This window comes from Pedobacter jaeyakensis, assembly GCF_054461315.1.
Genome location: NZ_CM136921.1, coordinates 42670 through 65724 on the forward strand (window position 1 = coordinate 42670; position 23055 = coordinate 65724).

The window sequence follows — 23055 nt, forward strand, 5'->3', positions numbered from 1 at the left end:
CATTGTGTAATGTAAGGGCGGCAATTAACTATCTTTGTGCAACTAACAGTGATTATTATGCTTAAAGGATTTTTTAACGTACCTGCCCCTGTAAATGAAGCAATTTTAGGCTATGCACCGGGAAGTAAGGAGCGTGAACTTTTGGAAGCTGCTCTGGCAGAAGCCCGTTCAAAAAAGGTTGAAATACCAATGTACATTGGAAATCAGCAAATACATACAGAGAAGAAAGGCAAACTTTCTCCACCACACGATCACCAACACATTCTTGGTCATTATAGTATAGGCAGCAAAATACATGTTCAAGATGCCATTGAAGCTGCACTGGAGGCGAAATCTGCTTGGGAAAACATGGCTTGGGAACACCGTGCTGCGATTTTTTTGAAAGCAGCCGACCTTATTGCTGGTCCTTATCGGTATAAATTAAACGCAGCCACCATGTTGGGGCAAAGCAAGAATGCCTACCAGGCCGAGATTGATTCTGCTTGTGAGTTTATTGACTTTTTACGCTTTAACGTTGCGTACATGACCGATATTTACAAGCAACAGCCGCCTGTTTCACCCAGAGGTTCTTGGAACAGAGTTGAGCAGCGTCCGCTTGAAGGATTTGTTTTTGCACTTACTCCGTTCAATTTTACAGCGATTGCAGGAAATCTGCCAGCATCTGCTGCAATGATGGGAAATGTTATTGTATGGAAACCTGCCGATACCCAGGTATATGCTGCCAATGTGATTATGGAAATCTTTAGAGAGGCGGGGCTGCCTGAAGGTGTTATTAATCTGATCTATGTTGATGGCCCTGAAGCCGGGGAAGTAATATTTAATCATCCTGATTTTGCTGGAATACATTTTACTGGATCTACAGCTGTGTTTCAGAATATTTGGAAAACAATTGGAAACAATATCCATAAGTACAAAACCTATCCTCGCATTGTTGGCGAAACTGGCGGTAAGGACTTTATACTTGTTCATGGATCGGCGGATGTTGATGTAGCAAGCACAGCTATTGTAAGAGGCGCCTTCGAATATCAGGGTCAAAAATGCTCGGCTGCATCAAGGGTATACATTGCTTCTAGCCTGTGGCCGAGTATTAAGGAGAACATGCTTCGCGATCTTGCCACATTCAAAATGGGTGGAACTGAGGATTTCAGTAATTTTATAAATGCTGTGATCGATGAGAAGTCATTCGATAAACTTGCAAAATATATCGATGCGGCCAAAAATGATAAAACGGTTGAAATTATTGCTGGAGGTAATTATGACAAAACAAAAGGTTGGTTTATCGAACCTACTGTGATTGTAGTTACAGATCCAAACTATGTTACAATGTGTGAGGAATTATTTGGCCCAGTTCTTACTATTTTCGTTTACGAAGACAATGATTTTGATTTAACTTTGCAAATCATTGATGCTACCTCTATATACGCTTTAACAGGTGCTGTTATTGCTCAAGATCGTTATGCTATCGAAAAAGCATCCAACAAATTGAGAAACGCTGCCGGAAATTTCTATATTAACGACAAATGTACCGGTGCAGTTGTTGGGCAGCAGCCGTTTGGCGGCGCCAGAGGTTCGGGTACAAACGATAAAGCTGGATCAATGATTAATCTACTTAGGTGGGTTTCTCCACGCACAGTCAAAGAGACGTTCGATCCTCCAAAGGACTATAGATATCCGTTTTTAGGCTAACTTCAATAAAAGCTCCCGGGTTTCGGGAGCTTTTATTATATCAAATCGTTTATGTCCTCATTTTGAATACTGGTGGAACATCATCTGCATTTGAGGCGCTTACCATCAAATCCTTGATAAGACCTGTTTCAAGGCTATAAACCCAAGCATTTACAGAAAGTTCCTGTCCTGACGCCCAGGCATTTTGTACGATAGAAGTGCTCATTATGTTCGCTGCTCCCTCTATAGCATTTAGTTCAACCATTCTGTCAGACCTGTGTTTAGGATCTTTAATCGTCGACATCTCGCGCTCGTGCATTCGATATACATCTTTAATGTTCCTTAACCAGTTATCGATTAACCCAACCTGAGTGTCTCCAAGAGCAGCATTAATACCACCACAGCCGTAATGCCCGCAAACAATAATATGCTTAATTTTTAAAACATTTACTGAATAATCAAGTACACTTAAAAGGTTCATATCTGTATGGGTCACTACGTTGGCAATATTCCTATGGACAAAGATATCGCCAGGCATAGTATTTGTAATTTGATTGGCCGGGACACGGCTATCTGAGCAGCCAATCCAGAGAACAGGCGGCTTTTGCCCGGCAGAGAGTCTGTTAAAAAAATCTGGGTCCTCAAGTAGCGTTGCTGCAACCCAATCCTTATTTCCTTGTAAAAGGCCCTGATATGTAATTTGTTCTGTATTTTGCTTTTCTAATTTTGCGCACATAATAGTTTAATTATTAATTTTTTCAATGATTTTAGTATCTAGTTTGGGCACAGTATAATGTTCTCTAATGTCCACTAAACTTACGATTATCCCTTTAGTATAAGCATTATGCTTGTAATTAAATATGGTCTCCAGAACATCGGGATCTATGTAACGGGAATTTGAACCATCAATCACTACATTCGTTTCTTTGGGAATATTAGTCAGAAGTACTTGTATTGCTGCCTTATTTAAAAAAGAAACTTCTTCTGCGAGTGTTATTTTTATATTCTTTTTATCTCCATCTTCTTTAATTTTATAAAAGAAAGGGTTTCTCATATTTGTACGAAGGAGATAAAATATTGAAAATAACATCCCTATAGCCACCCCTTTAAGCAAATCTGTTAGAAGTACTGCAACAATTGTAATTACAAATGGCACAAATTGATCCCATCCCTTACGGTACATATGTTTAAATAGTGCAACTCGGGTCAATTTGTATCCTGTAACCAAGAGAATTGCGGCGAGACAGGCTAACGGAATCATATTGATGAGTCCGGGGATAAATAACAAGGAAAGTAGAAGCCAGCATCCATGGAAAATAGCAGACATCTTAGTACGAGCGCCCGCATTAACATTGGCTGAACTTCTTACAATTACCGAAGTCATAGGCATGCCACCAACCAATCCGCTTACAATATTTCCAGCGCCCTGAGCTATAAGTTCCCTGTTGGTTGGAGACACCCTTTTTATCGGATCGATTTTATCGATGGCCTCTAAACTTAAAAGTGTTTCTAAACTGGCCACAACAGCAATTGTTGCTGCAACAATCCATACTTTGCTATTTGAGATTTGAGAGAAATCGGGTGTTGCGAATAAATTCACAAATTCAGTCCAACCATTTACCACCGGTATCTTCACCATGTGTGCAGCCTCTAACGCATAAGGTGTATTACTAAAAGCGAGTGTTAATGTTACTCCAAGTATAACCACTAACAATGGAGCTGGCACTATGGCAAGTTTCTTGAATTTTGGCCAAAATACTAGAATAAGTATTGACAGAGAACTAATCACAATTGCCGCCAGCCCAAATCGACTTACAGCACTACTTATTGCAGAAAAAGTATTTTCATGATTCTCTTGTAAAAAACTTTCATCACCGAAGAAGTCAGAATCTACCCCTAAAGCATGAGGAAGCTGTTTTAATATGAGGGTTAGTCCAATGGCGGCAAGCATCCCTTCAATTACGCTGGAAGGGAAGTAATTGCCAATTGTACCGCCCTTGAGAACACCTAACAACAGCTGAATACAGCCTGCAATTACAACGGCCAGTAAAAATGTTTGGTAATTCCCTAAAGTAGCAATCGCACCCAATACAATTGCTGTTAAGCCGGCAGCGGGTCCACTTACACTCAATTGAGAACCACTTATGCTACCAACAATTATTCCACCAATAACACCTGTTATAATACCAGCAAATAATGGTGCTCCGGATGCTAATGCTATACCCAAACATAAAGGAAGTGCTACGAGGAACACAACAATGCTGGAAGGCAGGTCACGCTTTAAATTCTTTTTTAATATATACTTCTGTACTTCAAGCCTTGAAAAGGCTGAATTCCCATTTTTCATTAGAGTAATTTTAATGACGGTGAAGCCTGATTTTATTCAAGGCTAAAATTTTCTATCGGAATGAATGGATTAACTGACACAACAGTGTGATAGTTATCACCAAGCATTTATAATACGAAACAGCAATAAGTTACTGCTCTTTGAATATTATTTAAGAAAAGTTTGGGGGAGGAGTTGGAACTAAGGGATGATATGGATCTACATATCTCTTTGAATGTTCTATAAAACTGTTATTAATCCAAAAATGGACTAAGAGTGATGTAAAGGTATCAACGTGATGAAATTCAACTAGCTTATAGTCAGTATATTTCAAAGCAGATTTACCTGAGTCGCCGTCAGAGCTATGCTCCTGCTCTATTTGCATGATGACAGCGTTCATGATTTGTTTATCAATATTTACAAAGAATACAGGAGCTCCAGAAATTACCATCTTAGCCATAAATATGCCTAAAAACGAAATAACTATGAAAACCCTATACTTTCTAAAAAACATCAACTAACCCTTTTAACTTGTTAACAAAGATAGACTCACTTGTACGAAGTACAGCACTACCTTGTAAAAAAAATGTAATTACTTTTTTTGCAAATATGAGACTTCAATTGGAAATTCAAAAATGGTGAGAACAAAATCCTTGAATTAGTTTAATTTAGCTTTTTCAAATGTTAAGAAATGATGAAAATTTTGTTAAGTCTGGCAATGCTATTTCCAATCTTAAGTTTTGCACAGAACAACAACGCACCCTCAACTTATGATCCGCACGATATTGCAATTACCGGATACTTGCAAGCTCAATTTCAAAAAGCCCAATCTGCAGGAATTTCTTCCTTCTCCGGAGGCGACTTTTCAAAAAATTCTGATTCCAGATTTATGATTAGAAGAGGCCGTTTAAAGATTGACAGGGCGGATAAATACTCTAGTATTGTCTTTCAAATTGATGCAACACAGAATGGTTTAACATTAATGGACGCCTTTATTCAGTTTCATCAGCCAAACTTTAGAGATCTTAGGTTTACTGCAGGTCTGTTTAACCGACCATTTGGTTATTCAATCCTTTATTCATCAGGATATAGAGATTTTCCTGAACGAGCAAGGGTATTTCAAACCTTAATGCCTAGAGAACGCGATATAGGTGCTATGGTCACCTATCACCCATCTATTCTTAAATTTGTAACGGCTGATCTTGCCTTAGTAAATGGAAGTGGACACACAGCACGAGATTATGACTCAAAAAAGGATTTCATCGGCAACCTTAACTTCAAATTTGATAGTCTGCTAAACAAACAACTACATATAGGATTTGGTGGATCATTTTACAAAGGATCTGTGCGTAACGATACTGAGAACTATTTTATTAGCAATGGAACTGGTTACACCAAAATTACTTCACCTAATAATATAGGATATAATGCGAAAAGAGATTATTATGGTTTTAATTTGCAAATTCAATATGATAACACCTTCGGAGCTACCTCTTTTAAGGCTGAATATATTGCTGGTACGCAACCAGGAATAGCGGCAACAGCTAGCGTAATAGGTCCAGTGGCAAGTACCAGTTTCAGTGCTCAGCCTGCATCGAATCTCTATATGAGGACATTTAATGGATATTATTTGTGGGTTACTCAAAAAATTGCGAAAACCAAGCTTTCTGCTATAATATCGTATGACGTGTATGATCCGAACCGACACCTGACCGGAGCTGAAATTGGTACTGGTAATAATAACACATCAGCAGGCGATATCAAATTCAGCACCTTTGGTTATGGTTTAACTTATTTAATCAATCCAAGGCTTAAATTAACGGTTTACAACGAGCAAGTTGATAACGACCATACTATGTTGCCCCAATATAGTTCCAATCTAAAAGATGATGTTTTTACTACCCGACTCCAATATAGATGGTAGCTTTGTCAGCTATTTCTGGCAATCTTACAAAAGTTGACCTAATAAAAACCGAAGCATGAAAAATAAAATTGCCACCCTGCAAGATAAGATCAAATTGGCCAATGCCGGTGGAGGAGAAGCTCGAATCGAATCACAACATAAAAAAGGAAAATTAACCGCACGTGAACGACTTCACTTTCTTCTTGATGAGAATTCATTCGAAGAAATAGGAATGATGGTGACTCATAGAAGTACGGACTTCGGAATGGACCGGGAAAAATACCTGGGCGATGGTGTTGTGACAGGATATGGGACGATTTCCGGTCGGTTGGTTTATGTATTTTCTCAGGATTTTACTGTTTTTGGAGGTTCTCTATCGGAAACTCACGCCGAAAAAATTTGTAAAATTATGGATATGGCGATGAGAAATGGTGCTCCATTAATCGGTCTTAACGATAGCGGGGGAGCCAGAATTCAAGAAGGGGTAGTTTCTTTGGGCGGCTATGCTGATATTTTTTATAAGAACGTTCAAGCTTCAGGGGTAATTCCTCAGTTATCTGCAATAATGGGGCCTTGCGCAGGTGGGGCCGTGTATTCTCCGGCAATAACAGATTTCATATTAATGGTAGAAAGCACATCCTATATGTTTGTAACTGGACCAAACGTAGTAAAAACGGTTACTCATGAAGTGGTTAGTTCTGAAGAACTCGGTGGGGCATCAACCCACGCTGTGAAATCAGGAGTGACACATTTTTCCTGTTCAAACGAATTGGATGCTATCAATCATATAAAAAAGCTGCTAAGCTTTATGCCACAAAACTGCGAGGAGATTCCCAAACAACTTGAGTATCGATCACAGGATGAAAGAAGAATATCTTTGAACTCCATAATGCCAGAAAATGCAAATCAACCTTATGACGTAAGATCAATTATAATTGAGCTTACAGACGAGGAAACATTCTTAGAAGTACATAAAGATTATGCTGAAAACATTGTTATTGGGTTTGGGCGATTAGCAGGCAGAAGCATCGGAATTGTGGCAAATCAGCCCGCCTATCTGGCCGGAGTACTAGACAACCATGCTTCGATCAAAGCTGCACGATTTGTTCGGTTTTGTGATTGCTTTAATATTCCTTTATTGGTTCTTGAAGATGTTCCTGGATTCTTGCCGGGCACTGATCAGGAATGGAATGGCATTATAACAAATGGAGCTAAACTTCTTTATGCTTTTAGTGAGGCAACCGTCCCGAGGATTACAGTGATCACTCGAAAAGCATATGGGGGTGCGTATGACGTGATGAATTCTAAACACATTGGAGCTGATTTGAACTATGCCTGGCCCACTGCTGAAATTGCAGTAATGGGTGCTAAAGGAGCTGCAGAGATCATCTTTAAAAAAGAGATTTCGGAATCTGCACATCCTGAAGATAAATGGCTGGAAAAAGAAAAATTATATTCTGATATTTTTGCTAATCCCTACAGAGCTGCAGAACGAGGTTTTGTAGATGAAATTATTGAGCCTGCCGATACCAGAAGTAAATTGATAAGAGCATTTAAAATGCTTGAAAACAAAGTGGTAAATACACCAAGAAAAAAACACGGCAATATCCCGCTTTGATGAGACTAAGGAAATCGGACATACTATTAATGGCCTTTTGTACTGGGCTGATTGTGGCAAACATATACTATTGTCAGCCCTTAGTGATTTTAGTGGCAAAAGATTTCGGGTTAACGGAAAGCCACGCTGGCAAAATTACTTACCTTACCCAAGCAGGCTACGCATTAGGGCTATTCTTACTTGTTCCTCTTGGAGATATGTTTGAGCGCAAAAAACAGATTCTATTTATTACATCTCTGGCAATTTCTGCACTCTTACTTGCCGGCTTTGCAAGTTCTTTCTTAGTTCTAGAAATTGCTTGTGTACTTATAGGTGCAAGTTCGATTATACCACAACTTATATTACCCATGGCTGCCAATTTAAGTAGCGATGAGGAGCGTGGTCAAACCATTGGAATGATTATGAGTGGCTTGTTGATAGGCATTTTGGCTTCAAGAGCTATCAGCGGCAGCATTGGCTTTTTATTGGGATGGCGGTCTGTTTATTTAATGGCCTCAGGAATTTGCTTTCTGTTATTAATATTAATGAGCAAAAGATTTCCGAGAAGCACACCATCCTTTAAAGGCACCTATGGACAACTTATGTTGTCAATGTGGGATTACACAAAAACTCAAAAAATATTACGGGAAGCTTCCCTAATTAATTTCTTTGCTTTCGCAGTTTTGAGCGCTTTTTGGACAACAATGGTACTCTTCCTTGCGAATCCACCTTTTAACTTTCAAACATTACAAATTGGACTATTCGGTATAGCTGGAGCTGCTGGAGCACTTGCCGCGCCCTTAGTAGGCAAATTAAGTGGCGGTAGCAATTCTAAGAGAAATGTTATAATTGGCCTGTCTTTGCAACTGGTAAGTATAATGTTATTCTATTTTACAGGAAATCATTTATTCCTATTTATTATAGGAATTGTGGTGATCGATATAGGCCAGCAAGCCATTCATGTAACTAATCAAACCAGGATTTACTCAATATTGCCGGAAGCTCGTAACAGATTAAATACCGTTTTTATGTCTGTTTCTTTTATCGGGGCTGCATCGGGATCAGCTTTAGGTCTGTGGCTTTGGGAAAAAGGGCAATGGGCAACGTTTTGTCTCGGGACTGCAATGGTTATCTTATTGAATATATTTATTTACATAATGTATAACAGTAAATTTAAAAGCAATGCCTGAAATTCAAATCGAACAAATCAGATATGAGCTTACCTGGCATATTAGGCATAAAGTGATGTATCCTAGTCTTCCATTTGAGAGGATCAAATTAAAAGATGATTCGGATGGGATCCATTTTGGCCTCTATGCTGATGATAAGCTTACATCAGTCGTCTCTGTTTTCAATAAAGGCGAAGTTTACCGATTCAGAAAACTTGCCACTTTGGAAGAAGAACAGGGAAAAGGCTTTGGGTCAATATTATTGGAACACATAATTTTATTTGCTAAAAATGAGGGTGGCAGCAAATTGTGGTGTAATGCCAGGGTGTCTGCAGCTAACTTTTACTCAAAATTTGGTTTCATCCAACGTGGTCCATACTTTGTTGAAAACGATATAGATTTTGTCATTATGGAGTTAGATCTTAAAGCTACGCTTGGTGCTTAATTGCTTGTTTATATATTTGTTAGGAATAATCATTTAAAAATGTCGAAGAAAAAAGAAGATAAACCAAAACATGTTGATGTTGTCACCAAAAAATCGCTAAGTTTTTTTGAAGAATACATTAACAATCCATCTCCAACTGGCTTTGAATATCCTGGTCAAAAAATGTGGCTGGATTATTTGAAACCTTATATAGATGAAAGTTTTATTGACAACTACGGAACCGCCGTTGGTATTATCAACCCTAAAGCAGAGTTCAAAGTAGTTATTGAGGCCCATGCTGATGAAATCTCCTGGTTTGTAAATTATATTACTGCTGACGGTTTGATTTATGTAATTAGAAATGGAGGATCAGACCATCAAATTGCACCTTCGAAACGTGTAAATATTCATACAGACAAAGGATTAGTTAAGGCAGTATTCGGTTGGCCAGCAATTCATACCCGTAATGGAGAAAAGGAAGAAGCACCTGCTCTTAAAAATATATTTCTAGATTGTGGATGTACCTCCAAAGAAGAAGTCGAAAAATTAGGTATACATGTAGGATGCGTTATTACTTACGAGGATGAATTCATGGTATTAAATGACAGATATTATGTTGGCAGGGCGCTTGACAACAGAGCAGGTGGTTTCATGATTGCCGAAGTAGCCAGGTTATTGAAAGAAAATAAAAAGAAACTTCCCTATGCATTATACATTGTCAACAGTGTTCAAGAAGAGATTGGACTAAGAGGTGCAGAAATGATTGCCCAACGTATAAAGCCTCATGTGGCAATTGTAACCGACGTTACCCATGATACCAGCACGCCAATGATTAATAAGATAACACAAGGTGATCTTGCTTGTGGAAGGGGACCTGTTGTATCCTATGCTCCTGCTGTTCAAACCAATTTAAATAAGCTACTGATTGACACAGCTGAGAAAAACAATATTCCTTTTCAGCGCCAGGCATCCTCTAGATCAACCGGCACTGATACTGACGCTTTTGCCTATTCTAACGGGGGGGTTCCATCTGCATTGATCTCCCTGCCCTTACGTTATATGCATACCACAGTAGAAATGATTCACAAAGAGGATGTAGACAATGTAATTAGCCTTATCTACCATTCTCTCCTTAATATCAAGAAAGACCACGATTTTAAATATTCAAAATAATTCATGAAACCTACCTTATTGATATTAGCTGCCGGGATGGCAAGCCGTTATGGCAGCATGAAACAAATTGATGGTTTCGGACCTAATGGAGAAACTATTATTGACTACTCTATTTACGATGCGATTAAAGCTGGTTTTGGCAAAGTCGTCTTCATTATCAAAGAAGAGTTTGTAGAAAACTTTAAAGCGATTTTCGAGCCCAAATTGAATGGACGTATTGAAACGGAATATGTATTTCAGAACTTTGATTTAAGACAATTCGGGATTGAAGAAGAAATTTATAGAGAAAAACCCTGGGGAACTGCTCACGCTATACTTTCTGGAAGGAAAGCTGTGAAAGAACCTTTTTGCGTGATAAATGCAGATGACTTTTATGGTTATGATTCTTTCAGAAAAATGGTAGAATTTTTAACTGAAGAGGCTACTGACAGTAATTATTCTATTGTTGGTTACCAAATTGGCAAGACATTGTCTGATTTTGGTTCTGTATCCAGAGGGGTTTGCAAAACTGATGATGCGAGTTATCTTGAAGAAATTACCGAACGCACCCAAGTTTACAAAAAAGATGAGGCAATTGTTTATGAAGAGAACGGAATAGAATATCCACTCAACTTTGAAACGCCAGTCTCAATGAATTTCTGGGGTTTCACTCCCGCTGTATTCAAATTAACAGAAGAAATGTTTAAAATTTTCGCTTCAGAGAACAAAGAAAACCCTAAGGCAGAATTTTTTATCCCATTGATTGGAGAGACCTTAGTAAAAAATGAGACGGCAACTTTTAAGGTAATCCCAACCGATAGTCAATGGTTTGGTGTTACTTACAAAGAAGATAAACCCTTTGTGCAGGCAAGTATCGATCAACTGGTTAGTGATGGCGCCTACCCTTCTAAACTATGGAGCTAAAAACTAATAAAAAAAGTCCCCTGATAAATAATCAGGGGACTTTTTTTATTTAGTGGAAGTGTGACTTATTTCTTTTCGTCTTTTACTTCCTCGAAATCAACATCAGTTACATTATCTCCGCCACCAGATTGACCAGCTTCACCTTGAGGTGCTCCTTCTGCTTGAGCTCCGTCTTGACCAGCCTTATACATATCTTCTGAAGCAGCGTTCCATGCAGCTTGTAAAGATTCCTGCGCAGCATCAATATCCGCAAAATTCCTAGATGCATGAGCAGCCTTTAATTTTGTCAGACCTTCTTCAATTGGTGCTTTCTTATCTGCAGAAATTTTGTCTCCAAACTCCTTCAATTGCTTTTCAGTAGAAAAAATTAAAGCGTCAGCGCTATTGATTTTTTCAGCTTCTTCTTTAGCAGCTTTATCAGCATCTGCATTCTGCTCAGCTTCTTCCTTCATTCTCTTGATTTCTTCATCAGTTAACCCAGATGAAGCCTCGATACGGATCTTTTGCTCTTTTCCTGTAGCTTTGTCCTTCGCACTTACATGCAAGATACCGTTTGCATCAATATCAAATGCAACTTCAACTTGAGGAACTCCGCGAGGAGCCGGTGGAATACCATCAAGAATAAAACGTCCTATCGTACGGTTTTGAGCAGCCATAGGACGTTCTCCTTGCAAAATATGAATTTCTACCGAAGGTTGATTATCCGCAGCTGTAGAGAAAGTTTCGGCCTTTTTAGAAGGAATAGTTGTATTTGCTTCAATTAACTTGGTCATCACCCCTCCCATAGTCTCAATTCCTAGAGAAAGTGGAGTAACATCCAGTAACAATACATCTTTAACTTCTCCGGTTAATACCCCACCTTGTATTGCAGCTCCAATAGCAACAACCTCATCCGGATTTACTCCTTTAGAAGGTTCCTTACCAAAGAAGGCTTTAACCGCATCTTGAATGGCAGGGATTCGAGTAGAACCACCAACTAGAATAATCTCGTCAATATCGCTAGTTTTTAAGCCTGCGTTTTTAAGTGCAGATTTACAAGGATCGATTGTACGCTTGATCAAATCAGCAGCCAATTGCTCAAATTTAGCACGACTCAATGTCCTAACAAGGTGTTTTGGGCCTGTAGCATCAGCTGTGATGTATGGAAGGTTAATCTCTGTAGACGTGGTGCTTGAAAGTTCAATTTTAGCTTTCTCAGCAGCTTCCTTTAAACGTTGTAGCGCCATTGGATCTTGATGAAGGTCCATGCCATTCTCGCTTCTAAATTCAGCTGCAAGCCACTCAATTATAATGTGATCAAAATCATCACCACCCAGGTGTGTATCTCCATCTGTAGATTTTACTTCAAATACACCATCACCAAGTTCTAAAACAGACACGTCATGGGTTCCACCACCACAATCAAACACAACGATTTTCATATCCTTGTGTGCTTTATCCAACCCATAAGCTAAAGCAGCTGCAGTTGGTTCGTTAATGATACGTTTTACTGTCAACCCGGCAATCTCACCAGCCTCTTTCGTGGCCTGGCGTTGTGCATCATTGAAGTATGCAGGAACCGTGATAACAGCCTCAGTAACTTCATGCCCTAAGAAATCTTCTGCAGTTTTTTTCATCTTCTGCAAAATCATAGCAGAAAGCTCTTGAGGTGTATACTTACGGTCGTCAATTTCGACGCGTGGAGTATTATTATCACCTTTAACTACTTTATACGGCACTCGTCCAGCTTCTTTAGAAACTTCTGCAAAACTACTTCCCATAAATCTCTTTATAGAAGAAATAGTTTTGGTTGGATTAGTAATTGCCTGGCGCTTTGCCGGCTCCCCAACCTTACGCTCGCCATTTTCCGCAAATGCAACAATGGATGGAGTAGTACGCTTACCCTCACTGTTGGCTATAACTACAGGCTCGTTACCTTCCATTACAGCCACGCAAGAGTTTGTTGTTCCTAAGTCTATACCAATAATTTTTGACATGTTATTTATATCTATTTGTTAATAAAATCTATATTTCCAATCATTTAACAAGCAATGTGCCAATAGGGTTTTGGCAGATAATTACTTTATATCGTTCGCCAAAGAAATCTTTTTGTCCGAATTAAGCACAGAAAAGATGACACTATGACAGAATATAGTACGCTAAATATCAAACAGTTTTGCGAGATAATATTCCCCAATTCCAAAGAAAATCATTGTTTGCTTTATCTCGGCTAGTATTTGGCTCTTTTTTGTTGGAGATTGTATTCCTCCCTTTATTCCAACAATTAATATATTTTTTGGAGTATGCACGTCTGAAATAAATTCCATAACCTTAGTTTTATAACCGAAATATTGAAGTACTAAGGCCCTCAATGCATCAGTCACCATTTCTGCTTGACGTTCTAGGAAAATCCCATATTTTGTGATAACAGAAACTTCGTTCGTAACCTTCCACTTCTCCATCTCCCTCCTGATCTGCTTGTGGCAGCAGGGTGCTACAACAATTAAACTCGCATCTGCTTTTATTCCTTTATAGATCGCATCATCAGTGGCAGTGTCACAGGCATGAAGTGCTATAAGAATATCCATTTTTTTAATCTCAAATTCCTGTATACTTCCTTGTACAAACTTCAATCCATCAAATTTAGACTTTTCAGCAACCTCATTACAAAACTGCACCAACTCTTCCCTAAATTCAACACCAATAACTTCAGCCCGGATTCCAAGAATGTTGCTTAAATAATCATAGAGCGCAAATGTTAAATAACCTTTACCCGAACCCATGTCCACAATGTGTTTATTTTGTTGGGGTAATAATTCCTTTATTAACGGATTCAACAGCTCTATATACCTATTAATCTGTTTATACTTATCTTGAGCCGCTTTATAAACATTACCATCAATGTCGGTAACTTTAAGTGCGTTCAGATATGTGCTGCCTTTAGCTGATATTGGCCGTTTCTTTTCGTGATCATGATTTAAAGAAGGTAATGGCTCGACAAACGACTTCAATTTCTCCCGTAATACTAAATTGCCCTTATGATTGTGTTCTAATGATATGTCCTTATCTATAGATATCAAATTACATACTCTGAAATCATTACTTATTAAGTCGATGATGAGGCTAATTCCAACGCCTACGTCCAAGTTTTTAAAAATATCTCTGTTCTTATATCTATAATTAAAAGAAAGCTTATCTAATCTTTTAATTTTTACTTTTTTTACATATAGATTTTTTAACCCGTCATCATTGCCTTTATAATTACTCAAAGAGACTTTGATCAACTGATTGTACGAAATAGCAACATCTAGAAGAAGTTTGAATTGATCAAGGATAGTTCGATTTGACATACAAGAAAATTTAAATGAATAACTATTATAATACTGGATAAAACGAAGAACTCCTAAAAACGAAAAAAACCCGGTTCTAATCGAACCGGGTTAGTCATCTTAAAGAATAGATTATTCTCCTTTATCTTCTTTTGCTTCTTCAGTAGCTGGAGCGTCAACAGAATCTTCAACTACCGCTTCGTCAATAACAACTTCAGACTTCGCTGCTGGAGCGTCAGCTTTCTTCACTTTGCTTCTTCCACGGCGAGTGGTCTTCTTTTCAGCACCCTCAGCCTCTTTACCGTAAACTTCGTTATAATCAACCAATTCGATCAAAGCCATTTCAGCATTATCGCCTAAACGATTATTTAACTTAATGATTCTAGTGTAACCACCTGGACGATTTGCAACTTTAGTAGCAACATCCCGGAACAGCTCAGTAACAGTTTCTTTATCTTGTAAATATCCAAATACAATACGACGTGAATGTGTTGTATCAGTTTTAGATTTTGTAATCAAAGGCTCAACATACATACGCAACGCTTTTGCCTTTGCTAAAGTTGTTGATATCCTTTTGTGTTTAATTAAAGATGAAGCCATATTAGCCAACATCGCTTTACGATGTGAATCTGTTCTTCCTAAATGGTTTACTTTTCTACCGTGTCTCATTTCTTAATTTGTTCAGCATATACCGTCTCTTTTATTTATCCGAGGGAATTATATACTATTTATAATCTATTATTTATTCAAATCTTCTTATTCCTCATCAAGTTTGAACTTAGATAAGTTCATACCAAATGACAAGCTTTTAGATTTAACAAGCTCTTGTATCTCCGTTAAAGATTTCTTACCAAAATTTCTGAATTTAAGCATGTCTGCAACATCATAAGAAACTAAATCTGCCAATGTACGGATATCAGCTGCTTTAAGGCAATTCAATGCACGTACAGAAAGATCAAGATCCACAAGTTCAGTTTTAAGAATCTTGCGCATATGAAGAATCTCTTCATCCACTTCTTTAGTTTCCTCTTTCGCTTGTGATTCCAAAACCAGATTCTCATCAGAGAACAACATAAAATGTTGAATTAAGATTTTCGCAGCTTCCTTCAACGCTTCTTCAGGATGGATTGAACCGTCTGTTGAAATATCAAGGATAAGCTTCTCATAATCCGTCTTCTGCTCAACACGATAATTTTCAATCGTATATTTCACATTTTTCATCGGAGTAAAGATCGAGTCAATAGCGATCACACCAACAACGGCATCATTGATCTTATTTTCTTCAGCAGGAACATATCCACGACCCTTATTGATAGACAATTCTACTTCCAAAGTTACCGCTTTCTCCATGTTACAGATAACGAAGTCTGGATTAAGAACCTCAAAATTAGTCGAGAATTTGGTAATATCTCCAGCAGTAAACTGATCTTGGCCATTAACTACGATAAAAACTTTTTCAGTATCACCCGTGTCACCAACCTTTTTAAAACGAACTTGCTTTAAATTTAGGATAATCTCGGTTAGATCTTCTACAACACCTTTGATGGTAGAAAATTCATGAGATACACCTGAAAAACGAATACTTGTAATTGCATAACCTTCTAGTGAAGAAAGTAAAATTCTTCTTAGGGCATTACCAATTGTTACACCGAAACCCGGCTCTAAAGGACGAAATTCAAATATACCATCGAAATCAGTTGATTTCTGCATGATTACCTTATCGGGTTTCTGAAATGCTAAAATTGCCATTTATAATGTTTTTAGATCGTTATTAAATTATGTAACGCAAAAATTTGATTGCCCATTAAGGACAATCAAACTATATATTATTTAGAGTACAACTCAATTATCAGGTTTTCTTTGATGTTCTCTGGAATCTCATCACGATTTGGATAAGAAAGGAACTTCCCTGTTAATTCACTTGCATTCCAGTCTAACCAATTAAATTTGTTAATTACCCTAGCAGCTACTGAATTTGTAATTGCTTCTAAAGTCTTTGATTTCTCACGGACTGCAACAACATCTCCTGCTTTTAACTGATAAGATGGAATATTTACTACTTCACCGTTAACTGTAACGTGTTTATGGCTAACTAACTGACGAGCAGCTGAACGAGTGGTAGCGATGCCTAATCTATAAACAGTGTTATCTAAACGAGCCTCAAGCAATTGTAATAAGTTATCTCCTGTAATACCCTCACGAGAAGACGCTCTAGTAAATAGGTTACGGAACTGACGTTCTAATACACCATAAGTATATTTAACTTTCTGTTTCTCCATTAACTGTACAGAATACTCTGATTGCTTTCCTCTTCTTTTTGACGCACCATGTTGCCCAGGAGGATAGTTTTTTCTGTCTAATACTTTGTCAGGGCCAAAAATAGGCTCTCTGAATTTACGCGCGATTTTGGACTTCGGTCCCGTGTATCTTGCCATTGCTTTTTGTTTTAAAGTATCATGCAACCTGTAGCTGCAGACTCTTAGCTTTAAAAATTAATAAATTAAACTCTTCTCTTCTTAGGAGGACGACATCCGTTGTGCGGAAGCGGTGTGATATCTTTGATTGAGGTAACTTCGATACCTGAAACCTGCAATGTTCTAATTGCAGACTCACGACCTGAACCTGGACCTTTAACAAAAACTTCTACTTTACGCAGACCAAGGTCAAATGCTACTTTACCGCAGTCTGATGCTGCTTGTCCAGCTGCATATGGAGTGTTCTTTTTAGAACCCTTAAATCCCATTTTACCTGCAGAAGACCATGAAATAGTCTGACCATTGTTATTTGTTAGGGTAACAATGATATTGTTAAAAGTCGCATTGATGTGGGCCTGACCAACAGGCTCAATAACAACAATACGCTTTTTGGTAACTTTTTTACTCTTAGCCATAATTATTATTCAGTACTAATTTTATTTAGTAGCTTTTTTCTTGTTTGCAACTGTTTTTCTCTTTCCTTTACGTGTACGAGAATTGTTTTTAGTACGCTGACCACGAACCGGCAAACCTTTTCTGTGACGTAAACCACGATAACAACCGATGTCCATCAAACGCTTAATGTTTAATTGGACTTCTGAACGTAAAGCACCTTCTACTTTAACGCCGTCATTGATAATTGTACGGATCGCAGATAATTCATCATCCGACCAGTCCTGTACTTTTTTGCTTAAATCGATACCTGCCTCAGTCAATATACGCTGAGCAGTTGATCTGCCTATTCCGAAGATGTAGGTTAATCCAATTTCGCCTCTTTTGTTTCTTGGTAAATCAATACCTGATATCCTTGCCATATTTGTACTAAATGTTTGATTATTTGATTAAACGACAGATTGAGTAACCCGTACATTCAATCCAATCATACTTCAATAATTTCTTAACCTTGACGTTGCTTAAATTTTGGGTTCTTCTTATTGATAACGTAAAGTTTACCTTTACGACGAATAACCTTACAATCCGCGCTACGTTTTTTAATTGATGACCTAACTTTCATTTTATTTGTATCTATAAGTAATCCTGCCTTTTGATAAATCATAAGGCGACATCTCTAATTTAACTTTATCTCCTGGTAAGATCTTGATGTAGTGCATCCTCATCTTTCCCGAAATATGTGCAATTATCTCGTGCCCGTTCTCCAGTTCAACCCGGAACATTGCATTTGATAATGCTTCCTTTATTACACCGTCTTGTTCAATTGAGGCTTGTTTAGCCATATAATATTGATTTTTACTTAATTAGCTGTTATCAAACAGGGTTGCAAAATTAAATAAAAAAATTTAATTATTTACTTTTTTTCTTTTAAAACTTCTTCAATTAATGAAAAGGTCGACAAAACATCCGCCTGGCCTTTTTTTACTGCAACTGTATGCTCGAAGTGAGCGGATGGTCTATTGTCTTTAGAAGTCACCGTCCAACCATCAGACCAAAATTTCACTTCGGGAGTACCGGCATTGATCATAGGTTCAATAGCAATCACCATCCCCTCCTCTAAGATAATACCGCTTCCACGTTTCCCATAATTAGGAACCTCTGGCTTCTCATGCAATTTAATTCCAACACCGTGACCGACAAGTTCTCTTACAACGCCAAAACCACTTCTTTCAGCTAAATCTTGGACAGCAAAACCAACATCACCAATTCTCAAACCAACAACCGCCTTATCTATTGCTAACTTTAAGCATTCTTGAGTAATCCTTACTAGTTTTCTCTTCTCTTCATTTATCTCACCTATCGAGAATGTATAAGCTGAATCACCGAAATAATTATTCCTGATAACTCCGCAATCTACCGAGATTAAATCTCCTTCTTCAATCACGTAAGCACCAGGGAAACCATGGACCACTTGACTATTTGGCGAGATACACAACGAGTAAGGAAAGCCATTATAATTAAGGAAGGCTGGTATAGCACCATGATCACTAATAAAAGTATAAGCCAGATCATCTAAACTTTTGGTAGTAATTCCTGGTCTAATTACTTTAGCTACCTCAGCTAAAGTTTTAGAAACCAAAAGTGAGCTTTCCCTAATCAGCTCAATTTCCTCTGATGTCTTGTAATAAATCTTGGACATTTGGAGTACTAAATACCAGCGTTACTACCCGTTGGTGCAGCAATACTAGATCTTCCGGTAACCCTACCAGTTTTCATTAATCCATCATAATGGCGCATCAACAAGTAACTTTCGATCTGCTGTAATGTATCTAATACCACACCAACAAGGATTAACAATGAAGTACCTCCATAAAAATGAGCAAATTCAGACTTAATACCGAACTTTACTGCCACTGAAGGAAGAATAGCAATAATTGCCAAAAAGATGGCTCCTGGGAGCGTAATTTTAGAAATCACATCATCGATAAAGCTAGAAGTAGCAAATCCCGGTTTAATACCCGGTATAAATCCTCCGTTTTTCTTCATATCATCAGACATTTGTGTCGGATTTACCGTTATAGCAGTATAGAAAAATGTAAATGCTATAATTAAGAAGGCAAAAGTCAAGCTATAAGCCCAAGATGTATAATCGCTAAACTGAGTAAGCCATGTATTTTGTAAAGATGGAATAAATCCTGTTAAAGTTGCAGGAATAAACATCAACGCTTGAGCAAAGATAATAGGCATTACACCAGCCGCGTTTACTTTCAACGGAATGTATTGTCTAACTCCACCAAATTGCCTGTTCCCTACAATTCTCTTCGCATATTGTACAGGCACTTTACGTACACCCTGAACAATCATAATAGTGAACATAACTACTGCAAACAGCGCAACAATTTCGACTACTAATGCAATCAATCCACCATCACCAACAAACCTTGAACTAATCTCTTGTTGTAAAGCAATAGGCAAGCGTGCAATGATACCGACCATGATAATTAAAGATATACCGTTTCCGATTCCTTTATCAGTAATTTTCTCACCTAGCCACATCACAAATAGAGTACCTGCGGATAACACAAAGGTTGATAACACGAAGAAAAGAGTGTGATCAATGATTATCGCTTCCTGTGGAACCTGAGTTTTCACGTATCCAACCGCCTGAACAGCTGTAATTGCGACAGTTAGATATCTTGTAATTTGATTGAGTTTCTTTCTTCCACTCTCTCCTTCTTTTTGCATTTTCTGGAAGGAAGGAACAGCGATTCCCAATAGCTGAACTACAATTGATGCTGAAATATAAGGCATAACACCTAAAGCCAAGATAGAAACCCGTGAGAAAGATCCTCCGGCAAACATATCTAACAGACCTAAAAGTCCGGACTTAGCATTATCGCCTAAAAGAGTTGCATCTACACCCGGTAAAACCACGTGCGATACAAACCTGTATACCAAAAGAATCATGAGCGTATACAATATACGTTCCTTTAATTCCTGGATTTTCCAAATGTTACTTAAAGTAGTAAACAGCTTCTTCATTAATTACAATTTTTCGATTGAGCCTCCAACAGCCTCAATAGCTTTTTGTGCAGTTGCAGAAAAAGCATGTGCTTTAACTTCTAATTTAGCTTTAACTTCACCACGACCTAAAATTTTAACCAGATCATTTTTTGAAGCCAAACCATGTTGTTGCAGAATAGCAAAATCTATACTTGCCAACTCAAATTTTTCAGCCAATTCCTGAAGAACATCTAAGTTTACACCAACGTATTCAACACGATTAATAGGCTTAAAACCTACCTTAGGTACACGACGTTGTAAAGGCATTTGACCGCCTTCAAAACCAATTTTAGTGGAGTGACCAGAGCGTGATCCAGCACCTTTGTGTCCGCGTGTAGATGTACCGCCGCGACCGGATCCAGTACCACGACCTATTCTCTTACTATTCTTAGTAGAACCTGCTGCAGGTTTTAAATTACTTAAGTTCATTTTTGAAACTTATTGTGTTGTCCTTCGCTTTCACTAATCAGGAACAACGGTTAAACATATACAAGGGTTGCAAATCTAGTTATATAACTGAAATTTGCAACCCTTAAAAATTATATACTTTCGATAGCGATCAAGTGATTCACTTTCCTAACCATACCAATGATGGCTGGATTCGCTTCGACTTCAACACTTTGGTTCATTTTATTTAGACCTAATGCCTGCATCGTCCTCTTCTGACGTTCGCTTCTGTCGATGATGCTCTTTATCTGGGTTATTTTAATCTTAGCCATAGTATTATCCGTTGAAAACTTTATTTAAATCCACGCCGCGTTGCTGAGCTACAGTGTAAGCATCACGCATTTTTGTCAATGCATCAACTGTTGCCTTTACCACGTTGTGAGGGTTTGATGAACCTTTTGATTTCGCAAGTACATTGTGTACTCCTGCGCTCTCCAAGACAGCACGCATCGCACCACCTGCAATAACACCGGTACCTACTGCTGCTGGTTTAATTAAAACAAAACCACCTGAGAATTTACCAATTTGTTCGTGAGGAACAGTACCATTTAAAAGCGGAACTTTAACCAGGTTCTTTTTAGCATCATCGATACCTTTAGCAATTGCTTCAGTAACCTCTTTTGCTTTACCTAAACCGTAACCTACGATTCCGTTCTCATCTCCAACAACAACGATTGCTGAGAAGCTGAAAGTACGACCACCTTTGGTTACTTTGGCTACACGCTGTATGCTAACTAAACGATCTTTCAATTCGATCTCGCTAGTCTTAACTCTTTTTATATTGATAGTTGACATTCTTATCCTATTTTCAGATTAAAATACTAAACCAGCCTCGCGAGCACCTTCTGCCAGCGATTTAACACGTCCATGGTATAAGTAGCCATTTCTATCGAAAACAACTTCTTTAACACCAGCAGCAATTGCTTTTTCAGCAACTAATTTGCCTACAGCTACTGATTGCTCAGATTTGCTTCCAGTTCCTGCAAAATCCTTTGATAAAGATGATGCCGATACAATTGTGTTACCCGTTACGTCATTAATGATTTGAGCATAAATACCTTTATTGCTTCTATAAACCGATAAACGTGGACGGTTTTCGGAACCTGTTAATCTTTTTCTGATTCCTTTTTTTATACGATCTCTACGAGATAATTTTTTCCCTGCCATGATGATTATTTTTTAGAAGCTGATTTACCTGCTTTTCTTCTTAATACTTCGCCTACAAACTTGATACCTTTACCTTTATATGGCTCTGGAGTACGTAGTGAACGGATTTTAGCCGCTACTTGTCCAATCAATTGCTTATCAATACTCTCTAAAATGATTTTAGGAGTCTGACCTTTCTCAGATGTTGTAGTTACCTTAATCTCTTCCGGTAATTGGAATACATAATGGTGAGAATAACCTAAAACAAGATCCAGTGTATTACCGGTATTAGTTGCGCGGTAACCCACACCAACTAATTCTTGCTGTAACTTATAACCTTCTGTTACACCAATAACCATATTGTTTAACAAAGAACGGTACAAACCATGTAACGCTTTGTGTCTTTTTTGCTCTGTTGGACGTTGTACAGTTAGTACACCATCTTCTTGGCTCACAGTGATTTCTGAATCTACTGCTTGAGTAAGCTCTCCTTTTGGTCCTTTTACAGTAACTAAATTCTCTTTAGATACTGAAATCGTAACACCAGCAGGAATACTAATTGGGGCTTTTCCTATTCTTGACATTTTGCTATCCTCCTTTAATTAATAAACGTGACACAAAACTTCGCCACCAATGTTAAGTTTAGCAGCCTCCTTATCTGTCATCACACCTTTCGATGTAGACAAGATTGCGATACCTAAACCATTTAATACTCTTGGCATATTATCAACGCCGGCATATTGCCTTAAACCTGGTTTGCTAATACGTGTAAGCGTACGAATCGCCGGAATCTTCGTAATAGCATTATACTTTAAAGCTATTTTAATAATTCCTTGAGTTGTCGTATCCTCAAATTTGTAGTTAGCGATGTAACCTTTGTCAAAAAGTACTTTAGTAATTTCCTTTTTAAGGTTTGATGCAGGAATCTCTACAATTCTATGATTTGCCTTGATGGCATTTCTTACCCTTGTAAGATAATCTGCTATTGGATCTGTATTCATTGTTATATAATTGTGATAGTGGTTTCCTTCCTGACCTATTCGGGACGACCTGCCATCGGTTAA

At 38.0% G+C, this 23055-nt stretch carries 27 protein-coding genes; 7 read left to right on the plus strand and 20 right to left on the minus strand.

Annotated elements, in window-relative coordinates:
- Positions 1–57: 57 nt before the first annotated feature.
- Positions 58–1686 (plus strand): L-glutamate gamma-semialdehyde dehydrogenase, encoded by a 1629-nt coding sequence (gene pruA / locus ACXZ1K_RS00210; protein WP_458971375.1) that lies wholly within the window; start codon positions 58–60, stop codon positions 1684–1686.
- Positions 1687–1735: 49 nt separating this feature from the next.
- On the opposite strand, the gene ACXZ1K_RS00215 is transcribed toward pruA, so the two are convergent.
- The 3 genes from ACXZ1K_RS00215 to ACXZ1K_RS00225 form a co-directional block, all read right to left on the minus strand.
- Positions 1736–2401, minus strand: coding sequence for a carbonic anhydrase (locus ACXZ1K_RS00215; protein WP_458971376.1), 666 nt, complete (start codon positions 2399–2401; stop codon positions 1736–1738).
- A 6-nt stretch (positions 2402–2407) separates the two neighbouring features.
- Complete coding sequence (locus ACXZ1K_RS00220) at positions 2408–4012, minus strand: SulP family inorganic anion transporter (protein ID WP_458971377.1); 1605 nt, start codon at positions 4010–4012, stop codon at positions 2408–2410.
- A gap of 151 nt (positions 4013–4163) precedes the next feature.
- The gene (locus tag ACXZ1K_RS00225; RefSeq protein ID WP_458971378.1) at positions 4164–4505 is read right to left on the minus strand and encodes a hypothetical protein; all 342 of its coding nucleotides are present in this window, start codon (positions 4503–4505) and stop codon (positions 4164–4166) included.
- Positions 4506–4682: 177 nt separating this feature from the next.
- Here ACXZ1K_RS00225 and ACXZ1K_RS00230 point away from each other — a divergent pair, with 177 nt between their 5' ends.
- The 6 genes from ACXZ1K_RS00230 to ACXZ1K_RS00255 are packed head-to-tail and all read left to right on the plus strand — an operon-like array spanning position 4683 to position 11160.
- Complete coding sequence (locus ACXZ1K_RS00230) at positions 4683–5915, plus strand: porin (protein WP_458971379.1); 1233 nt, start codon at positions 4683–4685, stop codon at positions 5913–5915.
- A gap of 55 nt (positions 5916–5970) precedes the next feature.
- On the plus strand, positions 5971–7512 hold the full coding sequence (locus tag ACXZ1K_RS00235) for an acyl-CoA carboxylase subunit beta (RefSeq protein WP_458971380.1): 1542 nt from the start codon (positions 5971–5973) through the stop codon (positions 7510–7512).
- A 29-nt stretch (positions 7513–7541) separates the two neighbouring features.
- Positions 7542–8681 carry an MFS transporter gene (locus ACXZ1K_RS00240; RefSeq protein ID WP_458973216.1) on the plus strand — a complete coding sequence of 380 codons (1140 nt, stop codon included), beginning with the start codon at positions 7542–7544 and terminating at the stop codon, positions 8679–8681.
- Positions 8674–9105, plus strand: coding sequence for a GNAT family N-acetyltransferase (locus ACXZ1K_RS00245; protein WP_458971381.1), 432 nt, complete (start codon positions 8674–8676; stop codon positions 9103–9105). Before ACXZ1K_RS00240 ends, ACXZ1K_RS00245 begins: the two co-directional genes overlap by 8 nt.
- 39 nt (positions 9106–9144) lie before the next feature.
- Positions 9145–10257: a M42 family metallopeptidase gene (locus tag ACXZ1K_RS00250; RefSeq protein ID WP_458971382.1), complete on the plus strand. Its 1113-nt coding sequence runs from the start codon at positions 9145–9147 to the stop codon at positions 10255–10257.
- A gap of 3 nt (positions 10258–10260) precedes the next feature.
- Positions 10261–11160 (plus strand): nucleotidyltransferase family protein, encoded by a 900-nt coding sequence (locus ACXZ1K_RS00255; RefSeq protein WP_458971383.1) that lies wholly within the window; start codon positions 10261–10263, stop codon positions 11158–11160.
- 65 nt (positions 11161–11225) lie between these two features.
- Here the strand turns inward: ACXZ1K_RS00255 and dnaK are convergent, their stop codons facing one another.
- The 17 genes from dnaK to rpsH form a co-directional block, all read right to left on the minus strand.
- Positions 11226–13136, minus strand: a complete 1911-nt coding sequence (gene dnaK, locus ACXZ1K_RS00260; RefSeq protein WP_458971384.1) for a molecular chaperone DnaK — start codon at positions 13134–13136, stop codon at positions 11226–11228.
- A gap of 162 nt (positions 13137–13298) precedes the next feature.
- A complete protein-coding gene (locus tag ACXZ1K_RS00265; protein WP_458971385.1) occupies positions 13299–14489 on the minus strand; it encodes a class I SAM-dependent methyltransferase in 1191 nt (396 codons plus the stop codon).
- 111 nt (positions 14490–14600) lie between these two features.
- A complete protein-coding gene (gene rplQ / locus ACXZ1K_RS00270) occupies positions 14601–15137 on the minus strand; it encodes a 50S ribosomal protein L17 (RefSeq protein WP_458971386.1) in 537 nt (178 codons plus the stop codon).
- 87 nt (positions 15138–15224) lie between these two features.
- Complete coding sequence (locus ACXZ1K_RS00275; protein ID WP_458971387.1) at positions 15225–16217, minus strand: DNA-directed RNA polymerase subunit alpha; 993 nt, start codon at positions 16215–16217, stop codon at positions 15225–15227.
- A gap of 77 nt (positions 16218–16294) precedes the next feature.
- Positions 16295–16903 carry a 30S ribosomal protein S4 gene (gene rpsD / locus ACXZ1K_RS00280; protein WP_458971388.1) on the minus strand — a complete coding sequence of 203 codons (609 nt, stop codon included), beginning with the start codon at positions 16901–16903 and terminating at the stop codon, positions 16295–16297.
- A gap of 65 nt (positions 16904–16968) precedes the next feature.
- Positions 16969–17358, minus strand: coding sequence for a 30S ribosomal protein S11 (gene rpsK, locus ACXZ1K_RS00285; RefSeq protein WP_048907426.1), 390 nt, complete (start codon positions 17356–17358; stop codon positions 16969–16971).
- A gap of 21 nt (positions 17359–17379) precedes the next feature.
- Positions 17380–17757, minus strand: a complete 378-nt coding sequence (rpsM, locus tag ACXZ1K_RS00290; RefSeq protein ID WP_048907427.1) for a 30S ribosomal protein S13 — start codon at positions 17755–17757, stop codon at positions 17380–17382.
- A gap of 83 nt (positions 17758–17840) precedes the next feature.
- On the minus strand, positions 17841–17957 hold the full coding sequence (gene ykgO, locus ACXZ1K_RS00295) for a type B 50S ribosomal protein L36 (RefSeq protein WP_008244551.1): 117 nt from the start codon (positions 17955–17957) through the stop codon (positions 17841–17843).
- Between the two features lies 1 nt (position 17958).
- Positions 17959–18177 carry a translation initiation factor IF-1 gene (gene infA, locus ACXZ1K_RS00300; RefSeq protein WP_048907428.1) on the minus strand — a complete coding sequence of 73 codons (219 nt, stop codon included), beginning with the start codon at positions 18175–18177 and terminating at the stop codon, positions 17959–17961.
- Positions 18178–18248: 71 nt separating this feature from the next.
- Positions 18249–19034 (minus strand): type I methionyl aminopeptidase, encoded by a 786-nt coding sequence (gene map, locus ACXZ1K_RS00305; RefSeq protein WP_458971389.1) that lies wholly within the window; start codon positions 19032–19034, stop codon positions 18249–18251.
- A gap of 8 nt (positions 19035–19042) precedes the next feature.
- Positions 19043–20377 carry a preprotein translocase subunit SecY gene (secY, locus tag ACXZ1K_RS00310; RefSeq protein WP_458971390.1) on the minus strand — a complete coding sequence of 445 codons (1335 nt, stop codon included), beginning with the start codon at positions 20375–20377 and terminating at the stop codon, positions 19043–19045.
- Between the two features lie 3 nt (positions 20378–20380).
- On the minus strand, positions 20381–20827 hold the full coding sequence (gene rplO, locus ACXZ1K_RS00315; RefSeq protein ID WP_458971391.1) for a 50S ribosomal protein L15: 447 nt from the start codon (positions 20825–20827) through the stop codon (positions 20381–20383).
- 110 nt (positions 20828–20937) lie between these two features.
- Positions 20938–21117 carry a 50S ribosomal protein L30 gene (gene rpmD, locus ACXZ1K_RS00320; protein ID WP_457287616.1) on the minus strand — a complete coding sequence of 60 codons (180 nt, stop codon included), beginning with the start codon at positions 21115–21117 and terminating at the stop codon, positions 20938–20940.
- A gap of 4 nt (positions 21118–21121) precedes the next feature.
- Positions 21122–21640, minus strand: a complete 519-nt coding sequence (gene rpsE, locus ACXZ1K_RS00325; protein WP_008244566.1) for a 30S ribosomal protein S5 — start codon at positions 21638–21640, stop codon at positions 21122–21124.
- 18 nt (positions 21641–21658) lie between these two features.
- Positions 21659–22012, minus strand: a complete 354-nt coding sequence (rplR, locus tag ACXZ1K_RS00330; RefSeq protein ID WP_458971392.1) for a 50S ribosomal protein L18 — start codon at positions 22010–22012, stop codon at positions 21659–21661.
- 5 nt (positions 22013–22017) lie between these two features.
- Entirely contained in the window at positions 22018–22575 is a 558-nt protein-coding gene (gene rplF, locus ACXZ1K_RS00335) for a 50S ribosomal protein L6 (RefSeq protein ID WP_458971393.1), read from the minus strand.
- Between the two features lie 18 nt (positions 22576–22593).
- Complete coding sequence (gene rpsH / locus ACXZ1K_RS00340; protein ID WP_458971394.1) at positions 22594–22992, minus strand: 30S ribosomal protein S8; 399 nt, start codon at positions 22990–22992, stop codon at positions 22594–22596.
- Positions 22993–23055 lie beyond the last annotated feature (63 nt).

Bases quoted from the DNA above. Each gene is read 5' to 3' on its own strand.
- map (WP_458971389.1), bottom strand. From the start codon at position 19,034: ATGTCCAAGATTTATTACAAGACATCAGAGGAAATTGAGCTGATTAGG.
- ACXZ1K_RS00255 (WP_458971383.1), top strand. From the start codon at position 10,261: ATGAAACCTACCTTATTGATATTAGCTGCCGGGATGGCAAGCCGTTAT.
- ACXZ1K_RS00265 (WP_458971385.1), bottom strand. From the start codon at position 14,489: ATGTCAAATCGAACTATCCTTGATCAATTCAAACTTCTTCTAGATGTT.
- rplR (WP_458971392.1), bottom strand. From the start codon at position 22,012: ATGGCAGGGAAAAAATTATCTCGTAGAGATCGTATAAAAAAAGGAATC.
- rplF (WP_458971393.1), bottom strand. From the start codon at position 22,575: ATGTCAAGAATAGGAAAAGCCCCAATTAGTATTCCTGCTGGTGTTACG.
- secY (WP_458971390.1), bottom strand. From the start codon at position 20,377: ATGAAGAAGCTGTTTACTACTTTAAGTAACATTTGGAAAATCCAGGAA.
- ACXZ1K_RS00225 (WP_458971378.1), bottom strand. From the start codon at position 4,505: ATGTTTTTTAGAAAGTATAGGGTTTTCATAGTTATTTCGTTTTTAGGC.
- ACXZ1K_RS00245 (WP_458971381.1), top strand. From the start codon at position 8,674: ATGCCTGAAATTCAAATCGAACAAATCAGATATGAGCTTACCTGGCAT.
- ACXZ1K_RS00230 (WP_458971379.1), top strand. From the start codon at position 4,683: ATGATGAAAATTTTGTTAAGTCTGGCAATGCTATTTCCAATCTTAAGT.
- rpsK (WP_048907426.1), bottom strand. From the start codon at position 17,358: ATGGCTAAGAGTAAAAAAGTTACCAAAAAGCGTATTGTTGTTATTGAG.
- pruA (WP_458971375.1), top strand. From the start codon at position 58: ATGCTTAAAGGATTTTTTAACGTACCTGCCCCTGTAAATGAAGCAATT.
- rpsE (WP_008244566.1), bottom strand. From the start codon at position 21,640: ATGTCAACTATCAATATAAAAAGAGTTAAGACTAGCGAGATCGAATTG.
- rplO (WP_458971391.1), bottom strand. From the start codon at position 20,827: ATGAACTTAAGTAATTTAAAACCTGCAGCAGGTTCTACTAAGAATAGT.
- ACXZ1K_RS00250 (WP_458971382.1), top strand. From the start codon at position 9,145: ATGTCGAAGAAAAAAGAAGATAAACCAAAACATGTTGATGTTGTCACC.
- ACXZ1K_RS00220 (WP_458971377.1), bottom strand. From the start codon at position 4,012: ATGAAAAATGGGAATTCAGCCTTTTCAAGGCTTGAAGTACAGAAGTAT.
- ACXZ1K_RS00275 (WP_458971387.1), bottom strand. From the start codon at position 16,217: ATGGCAATTTTAGCATTTCAGAAACCCGATAAGGTAATCATGCAGAAA.
- infA (WP_048907428.1), bottom strand. From the start codon at position 18,177: ATGGCTAAACAAGCCTCAATTGAACAAGACGGTGTAATAAAGGAAGCA.
- dnaK (WP_458971384.1), bottom strand. From the start codon at position 13,136: ATGTCAAAAATTATTGGTATAGACTTAGGAACAACAAACTCTTGCGTG.
- rpsH (WP_458971394.1), bottom strand. From the start codon at position 22,992: ATGAATACAGATCCAATAGCAGATTATCTTACAAGGGTAAGAAATGCC.
- rpsD (WP_458971388.1), bottom strand. From the start codon at position 16,903: ATGGCAAGATACACGGGACCGAAGTCCAAAATCGCGCGTAAATTCAGA.
- rplQ (WP_458971386.1), bottom strand. From the start codon at position 15,137: ATGAGACACGGTAGAAAAGTAAACCATTTAGGAAGAACAGATTCACAT.
- ACXZ1K_RS00235 (WP_458971380.1), top strand. From the start codon at position 5,971: ATGAAAAATAAAATTGCCACCCTGCAAGATAAGATCAAATTGGCCAAT.
- ACXZ1K_RS00215 (WP_458971376.1), bottom strand. From the start codon at position 2,401: ATGTGCGCAAAATTAGAAAAGCAAAATACAGAACAAATTACATATCAG.
- rpmD (WP_457287616.1), bottom strand. From the start codon at position 21,117: ATGGCTAAGATTAAAATAACCCAGATAAAGAGCATCATCGACAGAAGC.
- rpsM (WP_048907427.1), bottom strand. From the start codon at position 17,757: ATGGCAAGGATATCAGGTATTGATTTACCAAGAAACAAAAGAGGCGAA.
- ykgO (WP_008244551.1), bottom strand. From the start codon at position 17,957: ATGAAAGTTAGGTCATCAATTAAAAAACGTAGCGCGGATTGTAAGGTT.
- ACXZ1K_RS00240 (WP_458973216.1), top strand. From the start codon at position 7,542: ATGGCCTTTTGTACTGGGCTGATTGTGGCAAACATATACTATTGTCAG.